Below are 16076 nucleotides of genomic sequence, written 5' to 3'. Positions count from 1 at the left end.
GTAACTATTCATTACGAGAAAGGCTTCTTTCAATTGCACCCTTAGTTGTCATATCACCTAAAGAATATGATGCAAATAGCTTAGAAAAATTATCAACATCTTCTAAAAGAGTAAGTTTGCTTTCTCCAGTTTCTTTATCGCGGTGTGCGACAACTACAAAAGGAACTATCTCTGGGCCTAAAGCATCAAGTAAAGTTGGGTTATGGGTAGTCAGTAAAATATCAATTTTCCTTTTCTGACCAATTTCTCGTAGTATTCTAACAAGTAATTCTGCGCGAGAAGGATGTAGTCCGTTATCTATTTCTTCAATTACTATTTGACTACCTTCTGGTCGAGTAAGTAATGCTGTGAGTATTGCTATAAAGCGTAAAGTCCCATCTGACATACTTCTAGCATCAATCTCTGTAATATGACCAGGTTTCCATTCTTCTTGACAGTAGAGCATGGCATCAGTGCCAAATCTACCCACTTTTTCTGCCCATATTTTTTGAATATCTCCTTCTGGTAAATATTTGAGGTAGTAAGATAGAGTTGATTCTACTTTATTTTTTTGCTCATCTGGTAATAATCCTGCTAATACACCAGCAATATTTGAAGCATCGCTTTCTAGAGTATCAGATATTAGCGAATATGATCTCATTGTAGAAGGTATAGGGTTTAAAACAAAAACTTTTTCTAATGAGCTGGTAACTAAATAATTAATTTGTCGAATTTTATCAGAAATATCATTATCACTTACCAAATGATATCTTTTACGAATTTCATCTATTCCTTTTCCTGTTGCTCTACCCCTTCCTGGCATTGAGTTCAACGCACTTCTAATCGGAAAAAAACTATCTTTATCTCGGATTGAAAAGTCACTCAATATATTTGAATTTCCCGATTGCACATCTATTATTTGTATAAATTCTTTGACAGTTATTACGACAGGCTGTGTTTGTATTTTTATTGCATACAAATAATCCGTATTTTCATCCTCACCCTGAACTATAAATTTTAATATAAACTCGGTTTCTGGTTTAAGCGCTGCCCAATCTACACCACCTCGAATAGATGGAAGCGTTTTATCTCCTGCTAAAGCTGCTTCAATATTTTCACCTCTAGCAATTCTTTGCAAAAATTCAAAAGCTTCAATCACATTAGATTTACCACTTGCATTTGTACCAATCAGAACGGTCAATGGGTCAAGTGGAAGCTCCGCATAACGAAAACTTTTCCAGTTTTCTAAGATGAGTTGCTTAAGCATGATCAACTCCAAAACTCTACCTACTTAAATTTAGCTCCTAACAGTGACGATCGCTCTAGCATTCTTACCCTTTTGATGCGATCGCTCCAGTGCATAAATTATCTAAAAAAATTTAAACACTATAAATAGAGTTAGCATAAATAGCCATCTGCGATCGGTTACGCAAATTGAGGCGGTTTAAAAGGTGAGTCACATGAGTTTTGACCGTCCCTTCAGCAATATAAAGTTCTTGAGCGATTTCACGGTTGGTCAAACCCCGGCCAATCAAGCGCAACACATCTTGTTCGCGTGGGGTTAACTCTGTTAATTCTTTCTGGACTGGCTTTGGTGTAACCGCGTCTGGGTCTGGAACGTTAGCCATTAGCTTTTCCATTAGTCCTGGCCCTAGTTGAGTATATCCAGAATGGACAAACCGAATCGCCTGCGCCAACTCTTGAGAAGGCATATCCTTGAGCAAATAGCCCCTCGCTCCCGCACGGATGGAATGAGCGACATAGCGATCGTCATCAAATGTACTTAAAACTAAAACTTTGGTATTTGGATACTGCTGACAGATAATCCGTGTTGCTTCTCTACCATCCATCACAGGCATCCGTACATCCATCAATACCACATCGGGCTGTAAAGCAGCTACCTGCTCAATGGCTGTTTCACCGTTATCAGCAGTTCCTACCACTTGCAAATCTGGCTCCAGCGTTAGCATGGCTTTCAGACCTTGGCAGATTAAACTTTGATCGTCCACCAGTAACAGGCGAATCATGTGAAGTGCAACTTTACTTAGGTAACAACTATTTAATCTACCAACGTAAAGTGCAAAATTTCTGATTCTTGTTTAGATATATTTACTTACAGTAAAAGACTTGCTTATTTCTCTTGCGATCGCAATGGCAATTCAACAGTTATCTTACAACCAGAACCAAGTTCAGTTTCGAGGTGAAAGTAGCCTTCTAAAGCAGCAACTCGTTCTTGCATCCCTGTGATTCCAAATCCACTCCTTTTTTCGTTGACACTAAATCCCTTACCATTATCCTCAATTAGAAGGTTTACACTGTTATTGGTAGCGACAACCTGAATTTTGACTTCTGTGGCTTGTGCATATTTGCAAATATTGGTCAGGGCTTCTTGGACAATTCGGTATAAAGTTTTGACGATAGGCAGTGGTACAATTACTTCCAAGGAGATTTTAGTACTGGGAGACAAGCCAGTGCCTTGACGAAAATCTTCTACCAAAGATGCGATCGCTTCTTCTAAAGGTTGATCTTGTCGTACATCTTCTCGCAACGCACTAACAGATTGGCGCACTTCCTTCATTGCCATTTCTCCTAGCCGTTGAGCTTGAGCCAGAAATGACTCAGCTGAGGTGGGGTCAACAGACCAAAGTCTGACAACCGTTTGGATTTGCACATTGAGAGCTGTCAGCGCATGACCTAGAGAATCGTGAATCTCGCGCGCGATGCGATTACGCTCTTGCACAGCAGCTAGGTCTTCTATTTGCAAAGCATACTGTTGCAGCTGCTCATGAGCAACACTCAGCTGCTTTCGCGTCTTTTGCTCCACTAGCAATATATTTACCAATTGCAAAACCAAGAATAATCCTAATGCAAACATCAGCATCTCAGCTAATTGATGCATCCAAAATTGCTCTTGCTGTTCCGGTGGCACTATCAGCATAACGTTTTGAAGATACTGTACCTGATGCACCAAAAACAGAATAAAGCATAAACCTGCTATAACTAAACGCCCAAGTGATTCAAATAGAAAGCAACTGCGAATCACCACAATCAGATACAGCGTGGGTAAGATATGAAGATATCCCAATACTGTGCCGCTAAAAATCAAAAGAATTGCGATCGCAGTATAAAGCACTTTCACCCAGGCATGACCGCTTGGTAATCTCAAACCCATTAAACCAAGCAACACTAAAATCAGCACATGTTGAACTGGTATACTTTGGTTTTTTAGACCTTCAATTACAGCGAGTGAACCGCAACAGGTGAGCATCACCCATTCGGTGTAGAGCAAAAAGCGAAAAGGATTGGGGCGGATGGGAAGTAACAAACTCATAGAAGTAGCTGGATGCAAGGCTTTCTTTAATTAATACTCTCAACTGTATCTTTAGCACCACAGCAAGTTAGATGTTTATAACTTTCGTTGTAATAGATGTTTTGACCTATGACGAAAGTTATAGACCTATTTACTTAGTAGACAACGAAAGTCAGACAGAATTTATCTAATTAGTTGTGCTGGGATTCGAGACGTTTTTCAGATGTATACTTTTTGTGGAATCTCTACGATAAATAAAGTTCACAAAACACCAATTTGCAATTGTAAAGGATAACAGCTATGGCGAATATTGTTGGAAATGACGCTAATAATATCTTGAATGGTACAGGCAACAATGACTTTATTGATGGCAAGGGAGGAAATGACTTTCTCTATGGAAATGCGGGTAATGACACTCTTGAAGGCAGGAATGGAAACGATAACCTTTACGGTCGCACAGGCAATGACGTTTTAAGAGGCGGTAATGGCAGTGATTTCTTAGATGGTGGTACTGGTGTTGATGTACTAACAGGCGGATCTGGTCAAGATACTTTTGGCTATTATGATCCCCCATTTGCTAACGGTTCCCCAGCGCAAAGTCCCAACGGTATTAGAGTGTTGAATCAGCCAGATAGAATTACCGATTACCAAATCGGTGTAGATAATTTCGTCTTTGAAACTGGAAAACTCGGACTTGATTTTGGTGCCCAGGTTAAATACGCAGAAGGGGTTAGCTCTAAACTATCGGGTAATGCCAATGTATTGGTGTTATTCGATGCATTTCCAAATGCTGCTGCTGCTGCTAAAGCCATTGCTGATAACAATAAGATTACATCTGATGAAGGGTTATTTGTTTATTGCAACTCTACACTTGGCATTTCAAGATTAGTGTATTCTAATGACTTAGATGACGGCGGCTCGATTAGTGTTTTGGCTAATCTGACCAATCTCACAAGCACGTCTAACCAACCTAAGTTTTCGCCCCAAGACTTCTCTTTTATCACTCTGTAATATCAACTCTAGCTCTAGCTAGCTTCGTTTGAGCTTATAGGACTGATATTTGATTTTTGAAATATATGTAGGGTGTATTAGACGAAAATACGGCACCGTCCGAAGACTTTTGTATCTTATACCAATTTAATGTGAAGTTGCACATATCTTGATCCCCCTAAATCCTCCTTAAAAAGGGGGACTTTGATAGATGTTTTTCCAGTTCCCCCCTTATCAAGGGGGGCTAGGGGGGATCGAATTCTATGCAGCTTTATAAAAAATTGGTATTACGCTTTGCTAACACGCCCTACATAAGATTTTTTCAAAAATTAAATCAGATTAATATATATTCTTTCAGTAAAAACAGCAAAGCCAGTAGACAGAGTAAAAAATTGCGTAATTACTCTATCTAACTGGCTATATTTACCTCAGTTTTTGATAATTTATTTTTCTGGTGGTAAATCTACACTGTAAACAGTTTCACCTGCTAAGTTACGCAGTGTTACTGTCATCACCTTTGTATGAGCATTAATTTTAACTCCTCCAAAGAATTGCAAACCTTCACTTGGGGGACGATTTGCTTTCGTACCTGGAGGAAGGCTTTGAAATACCAATTGTGGGCCAAAGGTATTTTCTAATTCGTTTGGCCCAAATGTGCCAGAGTTCAGAGGCCCGGCGACGAACTCCCAAAAAGGTTTAAAGTCGGTAAACTGTGCTTTAGCGGGGTTGTAATAATGGGCTGCTGCATAATGTACATCAGCAGTTAACCAAACAACATTCTGGATATTCTTATTTTTTATAAATCGTAGTAAATCGGCAATTTCTAGTTCTCTTCCTAAAGCTGGGCCATCTCCATTAGCCCAAGCTTCAAAATCAGTGCTACCATCTCGAATTATCAGCCCCAATGGCATATCACTAGCAATCACTTTCCATGTTGCTTTTGATGATAACAATTGCCTTTTCAGCCATTGTATTTGTGTTCTGCCCAGCATTTCTGTTTCTTTACTTGGTACTGGCTGACGATTGGGAGTGTTTGGCCCCCGATAAGTACGCTCATCCAGCATGAAAATGTCTAATAATGGCCCATAGTTGAAAGAACGATAAATTCTCGCTTTATCTGGATCATTTGTTTCATACCCAATAGGCAGATATTCTAAAAATGCTTGCCTTCCCCTTTTTGCTAACAAGTTAACATCCTTAACTGTGTAGCGGTCATCGTTCAAGAGAAATTCTCCAGGATACCAGTTATTTGTGGTTTCGTGATCATCCCATTGTGCCAATATGGGAACTTCAGCGTTGAAACGCTTAATGTTTTCATCCAGCAAATTGTAAATATAGTTACCACGAAATTCTTTGAGAGTTTCTGCTACTTTTGACTTTTCTGGTGTAGTAATATTTTTCCAAACAGTGCCGTCGTCTAGAGTTACTTCTGATTGAATGGGATTATCAGCATAAATATTATCGCCAGAGTGGATGAAAAAATCGGGATTAAGTTGACGCATTGTATCGTAAATTTTCATCCCACCGAAATCAGGATTAATACCCCATCCCTGACCGGCAGTGTCACCACCCCACACAAAGAATATGTCTCGCCCAGATTTAGGAGGAGTTCGGAAAGTGCCTTTGACAGGAGCGCTGTAAGTACCTTTGTAATCTAAATCTTGAAAAATTACTCGATAAAATAATTGTTGGTCTGCTGGTAAATTCCTCAGATAAAGTCGTGCTGTAAAGTCGCTATTTTGTAAAGCATTGGGCCCCACAACTCGCTGCACATTTTTAAAAGACTCGCTGGTAGAATATTCTACGATCATTTTGGCGGCGCGATCGCTGCGACTCCAAATGACAATGCTATCGTTAGAGATATCTCCGCTAGCTACGCCATAAGGTATAGCAGGACGCATTTTATCGGAGGTAATAATGGCAGGCGCTTGGGCAAAAACTTGTGATTTGGATACAAGATTTGTGGCAATAATTCCACCTGCTGTGATAGTTGAACGGAGCAAAAACTGGCGGCGGTTTAGTTGCAATGGGCGATTAGATTCCATGATAAATAATGGCAAGCTTAAAAAGTATTACAGGATAAGTGTTTAGCACATTCTGTTATTCCAAGAAGTAAAGATTGGGTTATCCAAGGGTTAATAAAAAAATAAAAAGTTTTTATAATTATAATTAATATAAATTAACTTATCCTGATTATATGTGAGGTTGAATATAACAATTTACTTGAGCCAATTGTCTCACTTACAAAGCCTAAGTTTGTGCAGCCTCTTAGAAAATTGGTATTAACTATTATCTTTACCTTCGATTAAAGTTTCCTTAAACTCATGACCTCAAAATAATTTATCCCAAATCTTTGGTAACTTATTTCCTTGATTTTGACGGGGTTAATAAATAATAATCACTGTTTTAATCGGTGAGGAACCCTTTATAAATAAGCAAGGAGATAAGTAAGTTTAAATCTGCGTTGCTTGCAGAAGTTTGTCGTGAGGAAAACTGAGATGAAATTGTTTCCAAAATTAGTATTTGCTGCTGCTAGTTTTGCTCTAAGTTTGACTACTATAGATGCAAAATCTGTATCTGCTACCCTTGTAAATTATGATTTCACGGTTGATAGTCCTCTAAATACAGGAAAGGGCTTTTTTAGTTTTGATGACTCAACTTTTAGTAATGACAATCTTTCAGAAGCAATAGTTAAGTCACTCTCTTTCCAATTTGATGGAGATTCCACCATTTACACCGAACAAGATGATTTAAACTATCCAGACTTTCCCATTGTATTTTCAACCGCATACTTAACAGAAAATACATCTTCTGTAGGCTTAGATTATACATTCGATAATAAAGCTAATCCTTCCAGTTCTATAAGTTACGAAATCGTTGGCGAGGATTTTACAGCCTTTTCCAGAACTTCTCCAAATAGTGAACTTATTTCTGGTAAAGTATCTTACACAAAAGTACCTGAGCCTACAACTTTAGGTGGTATTATTTTTGCTTGCGGTCTGGGTTATATCTTGAAAAAAAAAGACAGCATCGATGGAAAAAGTTAAAGTTAAACTTTGATTTTGGGTACAGCTAATTTAATTTGTAGTAACCCATTAAAAACAATAATTGATTCAATATAAAGTATGAAGTATGAGTAATTTATACTTCATTTTTTATTTTTTGAGCGCTCAGAGTTTTTTCTTTTACGTTGTCAATATGCTCGTGTAAAAATTAATTAAAGGCAGGTGCAGTTACAAAAAAACTTACAACAATCGTTTAAAAAGAAGCTATAAATCCAATTCGCTTTTTCGGCATGACGCTCCTACGTCGCTCTAAGCGTTCGCGTAGCGTGTCGCAGACAAGCCATGCCGTTGGCGCAGCCTCTCGTAGAGAAGGCTTTACGCTGCGCTAACGCAATTAAACTCAGCCAGATACTAAGGGCGGGGTTTTTACCTACCTTGAGATACAAGGATTTTTTCTCTACGAGACGCTACCGCGAACGCGCCACTTTCCGGCGAGGTTTTGAACATGAACCTTCTTTGATAAACAGGTTTTTTCTCATCTATTGACCCTCATCGATACTGCCATAAATTTGGTAATAGGAATTTAAATGTCACAATCGCCAAATCTCAGCAGTATGCGTAATTTTTTGATTATCTGGGCAGGTCAATTGGTTTCTACCATTGGTAGTAGTATGAGTAGCTTTGCGATCGCAATTTGGGCATGGGAAATTACAGGTAAAGCAACGACTCTGACTTTAGTGGGCTTTTTTAGTTTGCTACCTAGCATAGCGCTCGCTTCCATCAGTGGTGCAATTGTTGACCGTTTCAATCGTAAATTACTGATGATGGTGGGTGATACAGTAGCAGTCTTGATGACAATAATACTGATGCTGCATCTCACCAATCATTTGCAAATTTGGCATCTATATTTAACTAGCGCCATAGTCGGGACATTCAATCAATTTCAATCTTTAGCTTACTCTGCATCACTATCGTTATTAGTCCCCAAGCAAAACTACATCCGTGCTAGCAGTTTCCAGTTTTTGTCAAGTTATGGAAGTAATATTATTGCTCCCGCCCTAGCAGGATATCTTTATCAAGTTATTGGTCTATTAGGAATTTGGCTGATTGATATTTCTACCTTTGCGATCGCCATTAGTAGTTTATTATTTGCCCGTATCCCTAAACCACTACAAACCAATGAACATGAAAATTCCTTCCATATTTGGCAAGGTTTAGGATTTGGTCTGCGCTACATCTTTGTTCGTAAAAGCTTACTTGCGCTTTTAATCATCACCTTTTTGTTTTGGTTTGCTCATGATGTTGGGAATTCTCTGTATTCAGCGATGATTTTATCTCGAACCGGAAATGATACTGTGGTGTTAGGCAGTTTAGCCGCAGCGGCTGGTTTTGGTGGTGTCACTGGAGCCATTATTGTGAGTACATGGGGTGGTTTCAAAAAGAAAATCAACGGTGTTTTATTGGGGATGATTGGCGCAGGATTAAATAAAATCGTCTTTGGTTTGGGTCGAACGCCTTGGATTTGGATACCCGCACAGTTTTGTTCTTCTTTTAATTTCCCTTTCAACGGTAGTTCCGATAACGCCATTTGGTTAGCCAAAGTTGCTCCCCATGTACAGGGACGGGTATTTGCAGCCCATTCATTAGTTGTGCAATTTGGGTCAGCAGCTTATTTAATCGCAGGGCCTTTAGCAGATAATATATTTACCCCTGCATTAACCGCAGGTAGTGGTCATATTGAGTTTTTTGGAAGAATATTTGGTACTAACGCGGGTGCAGGGATCGCACTGCTGTATGTGATCTGTGCTGCGTGTATGTTATTGGTTGGGTGTGCCGGATTTTATATTCCCCAACTGCGGGATGTGGAGAAAATTTTACCCGACCATGATACTACTGAATATGCACAGTTTAATAGTGAAAAATAGAAATTTAGCGATCGCTTATTGTTTCAAAGCCCCTGACGGTAGAGAACTCATGGTAGAAGCCTTTCAGTTTTCCACTTATACGATTTTTAACTATAAGTTCCTGCTGTCTCACTTTTGATGATCTTTATAGGTTCTGACACGATATCATCTATCTTGTTAAATTCTCCAGCCCGCCAACTATCTGTTATATCCTTGATAAAACTGGCAATAGGGATCGCAATTAACAAACCGAGAACTCCTCCTAACTTTGCCCCCAACAGCAAAGAAATTACCACCCAAACGGGATTTAACCCAGTCAAATTGCCAAGAAGTCTAGGCGCTATAAAATTAGAATTAACTTGGTCGATCGCAACAGCTACACCTAAAACTTCAACTCCTAACCAAAAGTTTTGCAACGCCACCAACAAACTTACTATAGCGATACCTACTCCTGTACCAAAGGGGAAGAGAGAAAATAAGCCAATACCGATACCAAAGAGTAGAGCTAAGGGAACTTGCAACGCCAAAAACGCCAGTGTAATTGTCACCCCTAACACAGCTCCCAATGTTGCTTGACCGATGAAGTAATTGTGGAAATCCTCTCGCAGTAATTCCCGCATTCTTGACCCAATGTTAGGGGGAAACCACTGAAAAACTCCGTCCCAAAGACGTTCGCCATTCAATATTAGGTAGATAGTTAACACTACCGCCAGTAGCACGTTCAGCACAATACCAATGGTATCGACAGCAAAACCAAGAATTCTACCAGTGAAGGACTGAAGCTGGTTAGATAATCGCTCAAGAACTTGGGTAAATAAACCACTTAAATTAATCGGAAGTTCTTGTTGACTTAATGCCCAATCTTGAAAAGTTTGCAACTGTTGAGTACCAGAATCGATCCAACTGGGCAATATATTAGCTAGCTCAACAAGCTGTTGAATAATCAAGGGAACCAAGGTAATACCTAAACCTACTAAAACTACGAGAGTCAAAAGCAACACTCCTCCAATCGCCACGTTGCGTTTTACCCCTTGTTCTTGGAGAAACTGGATTGGATAGTTCAATACAAAAGCTAGTAAAATCGCGGCAGCGATAATGCTGACCAAGGGTTGAAAATACTGTATAACCTGGAGTAATAGCCAGCCGTTGAGAATGGCAATAGGAAATGCTAATCCTACAGTTAACCATCGCGGTAATTTATTTGCTGATTGCATTAGTGATGACTCCACAAGAGTTCTTACTTTATTTTGGCTTCGATTTTGATTTATGAAAAAGCATATTATTATCTAGGAGATCATGCTGCAATTGCAATATACGCAAGCAAGGATAAATTAGTACGCCCACGACGTAAATGGGGTAACATTTAAACTCCCTAAAGAGCTTATTCCATAATACTTTTGACTTTTGACTTTTGATTTTTGACTTCCCTCAAGGGGCTGACTTCCGCCCTGCGGTACTAGGTTTGTTGGTTTGTCTCGATAAAATCCAATATAATTTTTTGATGCATATTCCCCAAAGGTCGCACCTCGCCAGCGTTTTGCGAATAACAGTTACCTTGATGAATCTCTTCTGGGGTCAACAATCTCATATCCCAGCCTTCATTCAAAACCAGTTGATCTAATTCCACCGACAGTGGTGCATGAAAGACATGACGGACTACTCTTTCGTCGGGATAACAACCAAATTCCACAAAAGATGGTAAATTGTAGCCGATTTCTTCTAAAATTTCTCGCTTCACTGCGACATCCGGCGTTTCACCAGGTTCGACATGACCGCCAAATAGCGCCCAGTAGCCAGGGTAGAGAATACCGGGGATGTTGTCCCGCAGTTGCATGAGAAACTTGTCTTTTTGATAGAGAATTGCGATCGCTACATGTATCGGTTGATTGTTCATTCTTCTTCTAGATAAACTTCCCCCAATTCTTTACCAGCTAAGGGGATACTTCGGTAACGAACTTTACCTTTAATCACCACTTGTGCCCCCTCGGTCAGATTATTTTGATTGGTGACAACCCAAATTTTGCCAGTCGAGTCACTAATTTCATAAGCCCACTGTTTCATCAAAGGAGCTTTCTTTTCCACCTTACCTTGGATATAAACTGTAGCTTGATTGTCTTGTTCTGGTTTAATTTCTCGAATTGGGGTGACATTAGTACCAATTCTAAAATTAGTCCCATTCAAGCCAGACGAGGTTAAACTTCCACAACTACAAAGTCCCACCACCAATAAAAAAACTAACCCCAGGCGGTAAGGAATAATACTGTGTCCGTACAAGAACGAAAGGGATAAATTTCTTGTTTGTTGCATGAAAGCCACCGATTGAGCAAATTTTTGCTTCACTGCTTGCTTTGTCGCCAGTTTCATCAGGTCTGTTCCCATCTATACTATTCTCTGCGGTTTCAGAAACACACTCTCCACTGAGCAAAAAATGTTCTGAATTTTATGGAAGTCGGCGGGAAACTCTATCCCGCAAGTGGCGTGGAGAGGGATAGCCGCCCGCCGACTTGGGGCATAGGGCATTGGTGACTCTTTCCCACGCCCAAGAACTCCATCCCCTTGTGGGTGGAGTTTTTTATCCTTAATTCTTTATTCTTCAGATAACGCCATTGATCTGAGAAAATAAAGATTATGGATTTACTGTAAAAAAACGCTACGACATCAACGAAGAGGCAGGGGGAAAAGGACAAGGAGAAAGACTTGTTGCAAGTATTTTGACAAAAGGCGAATATAGCTGGTAATTTTCATGGAAACAAAAACTGCCAAACTCCTTGATGGTAAGGCTTTAGCTGCAAAAATTCAGCAAGAACTTTCTGTTGCTATTACACAATTACAACCAAAAATTGGACGACCTCCTGGTTTAGCAGTGCTGATGGTTGGCGATAATCCAGCCTCAGCTGCTTATGTCCGTAATAAAGAAAAAGCTTGCGCTAAAGTTGGCATTGCCTCTTTTGGTAAGCATTTTCCTGCCCAAACGACCTTTGAGGAGTTAGAAGAGATCATAGCTGCACTAAACCACGATGAACGGGTAGATGGAATCCTTGTGCAGCTGCCCTTACCTAACCACTTGGATGCTGTGGCTCTGTTACATCAAATTGATCCCGATAAAGATGCTGATGGACTGCACCCAGTTAACTTGGGACGACTAGTACGGGGAGAAGCGGGTTTACGCAGCTGCACCCCTGCTGGTGTGATGCGGCTTTTAGAAGAATATGAAATTCCTTTGCAGGGGAAACAGGCAGTAGTGGTGGGACGCAGTATTTTGGTGGGCAAGCCAATGGCACTGATGCTACTAGAAGCTGATGCCACAGTCACGATCGCTCACTCGCGATCGCATGACCTCAAAACCATTACCCAAAATGCTGATATTTTAATTGCAGCAGTAGGCCGTCCCGGACTGATCGCTGCTGAGATGGTAAAACCGGGCGCTGTTGTGGTAGATGTGGGAATGAACCGCGTCATCGATGCTAGTGGCAAAAGTCGCTTAATCGGTGATGTCGACTTTGAATCAACATCTGCTGTAGCAGGATTTATCACCCCCGTTCCTGGTGGTGTTGGTCCTATGACTGTCGCCATATTATTGCAAAATACATTTGCCAGCTATTCCAGGGCAGCAAGAAAAGAAAAAGAGTGAGAAGTGAGGAGTGAGGAGTGATGAGTTGAAAGTTAAGAGTTATTAATCCTAATTGCTAACTCCTAATTGCTAACTCCTAACTCTTAATTCCAAACTCCTAATTCTTCATTTTTTCAGCGCCACAGCACCTTAAAATTGTGACGTATAAGACAAAAATCCTAAAATGTCAGGAATTAAAGAATGGTAGCAACTAATAACGTTCAAAAGACACCACCAGAGGAAGTCACGTTTAACTTAGCAGCTTATCTAAAAGAACGGCAAAAGCTTTGTGATACTGCTTTGGATCAGGCTATCCCCATCATTTATCCAGAAAAGATTTATGAGGCGATGCGCTACTCGTTATTAGCTGGAGGCAAGCGTGTACGTCCCATTCTTTGCCTTGCTACCTGCGAAATGATGGGTGGAACTATCGAAATGGCCATGCCAACAGCTTGTGCTGTGGAGATGATCCATACAATGTCATTGATTCATGATGACCTGCCAGCGATGGATAATGACGATTACCGTCGCGGGAAGCTGACAAATCATAAAATCTATGGCGAAGATGTAGCGATTTTGGCTGGAGATGGCTTGTTAGCTCTGGCTTTTGAGTTTGTTGCCCTTCAAACCCCCCAAAATGTTAAGAGAGAGCTAGTCTTGCAGGTAGTTGTCCGTCTTGGTCGGGCGCTAGGGGCAGGTGGTTTAGTCGGCGGTCAAGTTGTCGATTTAGAGTCAGAAGGTAAATCAGATATTTCCTTAGAAACGCTAAATTTCATTCATAAACACAAAACAGCCGCTCTTTTGGAAGCTTGCGTAGTTTGTGGCGGGATCATCGCTGGAGCATCACCTGAAGATGTGCAGCGACTGAGCCGTTATGCTCAAAATATTGGGCTAGCATTCCAAATCATAGATGATATTTTGGATATCACTGCTACTCAAGAGGAATTAGGCAAAACTGCGGGTAAAGACCAAAAAGCGCAGAAAGTGACCTATCCTAGCCTTTGGGGACTTGAAGAATCTCGCTCAAAAGCCCAAGAGCTAGTTAAAGCAGCTTGTGCGGAATTAGAACCATTTGGAGAAAGAGCCAAGCCACTCCAAGCGATCGCTCATTTTATTATCAGCCGCAATAACTAGTACCGCCTTGCGGAAGTTGTAATTATTATACCGCAAGCGTTTTATTGATTTTGGATGGGTGGTTTATTTACACCATGCTGTATTACTACCGCCCAGCGGGATTCAAAATTTACTCATTCAAAAAGCTTATCAAGTAAGCTTTTAGGTTATTTTGAGTAATTGGTCTGTTTCCGCCGTAATGTACTAAGTTAATTTTGGATTTTGGGTTGAATCTAAATGTTTCCTCAACCAACAACTGCTGCTAATATTTACTAACCTAACCAAAATACCATGCAGGACATAGGCAACATTTTAGACAACCGGGTGCTGCTAATTGCTCTGGTAGCTTGTTTAATTGCTCAAGCACTAAAGCTCGTAGTCGAGATTATCAAACATCGCAAACTGAATGTGCGTGTTTTGGTGACAACTGGAGGTATGCCCAGTGCCCATTCAGCTTTAGTTACAGCTCTTGCTGCTGGTGTAGGGCAAACACTTGGTTGGGCATCTCCTGATTTTGCCGTTGCTATAGTTTTTGCCATCATCGTCATGTATGATGCAGCCGGAGTTCGCCAAGCGGCAGGAAAGCAAGCTCGTATCCTCAATCAAATGATTGATGAATTATTTCATGAAAAACCAGACTTTAGCCAAGACCGTTTGAAGGAATTACTCGGACATACACCAGTTCAGGTAATAGCTGGGTCAGCTTTGGGTATAACCATCTATTGGTTAGCTAGGGCTGCTTATTAGTCAATAGTCTACAGTCCACAGTTTATTAACTAATGACTAATGACTAATGACTAACGACTATAAGCGCACAGTTGAGCGCAGCAGAATCACCTTACGACTATCTACTATGCTGGCAACAAAACCGCCATTGTTCAGCTTCTGTAAGGTGTTGTATGCTTCAGTTTGGTTAGTGGTATAAACTGCTAACAAGTAAGGGCGTTGTCCATAAGAAACAAAACCTACATTACCTCCCACTACTTGCTGCACACTATTTACTAGTTCCGGACGGTTGTAATAATCTACCAACACTGCATAACCTTCTCCTAATGCTTGAGGATTATAAACTGTCTGCTGAGGTGGCTGTAGCTGTGGTTGTGGTTGTAGCTGTGGCTGTAGCTGTGGCCGTGCTTGTAGCTGTGGTTGTGGCTTTGGCTGCACATCTGCCGTTGTTGGTCGAGTAGTGATGATAGCAGATAAGCCAACAATATTGCTGACATACCTTGCCCATCGATTGGCATCATCAATTCTGTTAAAGCCCCCTATCCGGGTTACAGTTTCGTTGAGATATTTGCAGGTAATGGTCTTAAGTTCCGGTGGTAAGGCACTACGCAACTGCTTTTGATTATCTGCTGTGGGACTGACTACTAATAAAAGATACTCACCCGCATTTGGTGGTTGACAAGGAGGAATGGTTTGTTGGGCCAAGACAGAACTCGTGCCACTAATCAACCCTGCGTAAGCGAAGCTCATCGTAGATATCGCTAATCCTAAAACACTTGGTAAAGTCTGAAATCTATGCACAAAAGTTAGATTATGTAAATCAAGGTGTCTTAAAAGATTTTATAAGAAAAAAGCTGAAAACCTAGTTACTTCAGTATGGGGATGAAAGGAGTGTAAAAAAATATATTTTGTTCTTACCAAATAAAATTTGAGAGTTAGGAGGAAGCAAGGGAGCAGGTGGTCACTGAGCATAGGCAAAGCAGAGCAAAGAAGAAGTTTTCCCCTCTGCTCCCTGCTCCCTGCCCCTCTGCTTCTTTTCAATGCCCAATTTCTAAGATACGCTAGCAAGCGATGCTAAAGCATCTGGAATTGTCTCAGAAGGAGCCTGGAAGTCTCCAGTGATAACGTACTCTAAACGCAGTTTTAACCAAGTAATAAATTGGGGATTAGTAGAAATAATTGCTACTGCTGGTTGGGGACACTTCGCCTTCAGTTCTGTAAACTGTGGTGTTTCTAAGAAAGCTGGTTGCGGAACCAACCAAAAATCTATTTGTTTTTCTTGTTCGTGGTAGTGACGGGTGCGCTCTTTGAGAACTTCGTGTGTCGGTTCTTCTTCGAGAAGAAACTTTTGACTAGCCAAAACGTAATAATATGTTTGCATTTTCATCCTTTGGTTGCTATATGAATAATGTAAGGGCACAGTACTACACTCTGTACCC

General features: G+C 40.6%; 15 protein-coding genes. 6 read left to right on the top strand and 9 right to left on the bottom strand.

Annotated features, from left to right (window positions below; genetic code table 11):
* Nucleotides 1-4 precede the first annotated feature (4 nt).
* The 3 genes from H6G96_RS00485 to H6G96_RS00475 all read right to left on the bottom strand — a co-directional run bounded on the left by H6G96_RS00485 (nucleotide 5) and on the right by H6G96_RS00475 (nucleotide 3310).
* Complete coding sequence (locus tag H6G96_RS00485; protein ID WP_190909425.1) at nucleotides 5-1246, bottom strand: ATP-binding protein; 1242 nt, start codon at nucleotides 1244-1246, stop codon at nucleotides 5-7.
* Between the two features lie 112 nt (nucleotides 1247-1358).
* Nucleotides 1359-2006: a response regulator transcription factor gene (locus H6G96_RS00480; protein WP_190909424.1), complete on the bottom strand. Its 648-nt coding sequence runs from the start codon at nucleotides 2004-2006 to the stop codon at nucleotides 1359-1361.
* A 104-nt stretch (nucleotides 2007-2110) separates the two neighbouring features.
* Nucleotides 2111-3310: a sensor histidine kinase gene (locus tag H6G96_RS00475; protein WP_190909423.1), complete on the bottom strand. Its 1200-nt coding sequence runs from the start codon at nucleotides 3308-3310 to the stop codon at nucleotides 2111-2113.
* Nucleotides 3311-3589: 279 nt separating this feature from the next.
* On the opposite strand from H6G96_RS00475, the gene H6G96_RS42250 reads away from it, so the two are divergent.
* A complete protein-coding gene (locus H6G96_RS42250; RefSeq protein WP_190909422.1) occupies nucleotides 3590-4300 on the top strand; it encodes a hypothetical protein in 711 nt (236 codons plus the stop codon).
* A 422-nt stretch (nucleotides 4301-4722) separates the two neighbouring features.
* Here H6G96_RS42250 and H6G96_RS00465 read toward each other — a convergent pair whose 3' ends face one another.
* Complete coding sequence (locus H6G96_RS00465; protein ID WP_190909421.1) at nucleotides 4723-6324, bottom strand: alkaline phosphatase; 1602 nt, start codon at nucleotides 6322-6324, stop codon at nucleotides 4723-4725.
* A gap of 453 nt (nucleotides 6325-6777) precedes the next feature.
* On the opposite strand from H6G96_RS00465, the gene H6G96_RS00460 reads away from it, so the two are divergent.
* Complete coding sequence (locus H6G96_RS00460) at nucleotides 6778-7326, top strand: PEP-CTERM sorting domain-containing protein (protein WP_190909420.1); 549 nt, start codon at nucleotides 6778-6780, stop codon at nucleotides 7324-7326.
* 545 nt (nucleotides 7327-7871) lie between these two features.
* Nucleotides 7872-9209, top strand: a complete 1338-nt coding sequence (locus H6G96_RS00455; protein ID WP_190909419.1) for an MFS transporter — start codon at nucleotides 7872-7874, stop codon at nucleotides 9207-9209.
* Nucleotides 9210-9295: 86 nt separating this feature from the next.
* Here the strand turns inward: H6G96_RS00455 and H6G96_RS00450 are convergent, their stop codons facing one another.
* The 3 genes from H6G96_RS00450 to H6G96_RS00440 form a co-directional block, all read right to left on the bottom strand.
* Nucleotides 9296-10402, bottom strand: coding sequence for an AI-2E family transporter (locus H6G96_RS00450; RefSeq protein ID WP_190909418.1), 1107 nt, complete (start codon nucleotides 10400-10402; stop codon nucleotides 9296-9298).
* A 242-nt stretch (nucleotides 10403-10644) separates the two neighbouring features.
* Complete coding sequence (locus H6G96_RS00445; RefSeq protein WP_190909417.1) at nucleotides 10645-11082, bottom strand: NUDIX hydrolase; 438 nt, start codon at nucleotides 11080-11082, stop codon at nucleotides 10645-10647.
* Nucleotides 11079-11552 (bottom strand): hypothetical protein, encoded by a 474-nt coding sequence (locus H6G96_RS00440; RefSeq protein ID WP_347242159.1) that lies wholly within the window; start codon nucleotides 11550-11552, stop codon nucleotides 11079-11081. Before H6G96_RS00440 ends, H6G96_RS00445 begins: the two co-directional genes overlap by 4 nt.
* Nucleotides 11553-11931: 379 nt before the next feature.
* Between H6G96_RS00440 and folD the strand changes: the two genes are divergently transcribed.
* The 3 genes from folD (at nucleotide 11932) to H6G96_RS00425 (ending at nucleotide 14658) form a co-directional block, all read left to right on the top strand.
* Nucleotides 11932-12819, top strand: coding sequence for a bifunctional methylenetetrahydrofolate dehydrogenase/methenyltetrahydrofolate cyclohydrolase FolD (gene folD / locus H6G96_RS00435; protein ID WP_190909416.1), 888 nt, complete (start codon nucleotides 11932-11934; stop codon nucleotides 12817-12819).
* Between the two features lie 180 nt (nucleotides 12820-12999).
* The gene (gene crtE, locus H6G96_RS00430; RefSeq protein WP_190909415.1) at nucleotides 13000-13932 is read left to right on the top strand and encodes a geranylgeranyl diphosphate synthase CrtE; all 933 of its coding nucleotides are present in this window, start codon (nucleotides 13000-13002) and stop codon (nucleotides 13930-13932) included.
* Nucleotides 13933-14202: 270 nt separating this feature from the next.
* Complete coding sequence (locus H6G96_RS00425; protein ID WP_190727622.1) at nucleotides 14203-14658, top strand: divergent PAP2 family protein; 456 nt, start codon at nucleotides 14203-14205, stop codon at nucleotides 14656-14658.
* 57 nt (nucleotides 14659-14715) lie between these two features.
* Here the strand turns inward: H6G96_RS00425 and H6G96_RS00420 are convergent, their stop codons facing one another.
* On the bottom strand, nucleotides 14716-15387 hold the full coding sequence (locus tag H6G96_RS00420; RefSeq protein WP_199339331.1) for a hypothetical protein: 672 nt from the start codon (nucleotides 15385-15387) through the stop codon (nucleotides 14716-14718).
* Nucleotides 15388-15688: 301 nt separating this feature from the next.
* Nucleotides 15689-16018 (bottom strand): MgPME-cyclase complex family protein, encoded by a 330-nt coding sequence (locus H6G96_RS00415; protein ID WP_190727778.1) that lies wholly within the window; start codon nucleotides 16016-16018, stop codon nucleotides 15689-15691.
* Between the last annotated feature and the right edge of the window lie 58 nt (nucleotides 16019-16076).

This window comes from Nostoc sp. FACHB-892 (assembly GCF_014698795.1).
Lineage (GTDB): Bacteria > Cyanobacteriota > Cyanobacteriia > Cyanobacteriales > Nostocaceae > Nostoc.
The sequence above is the reverse complement of the archived record's forward strand: the minus strand, read 5'-3'. Positions and strand labels throughout refer to the sequence as shown.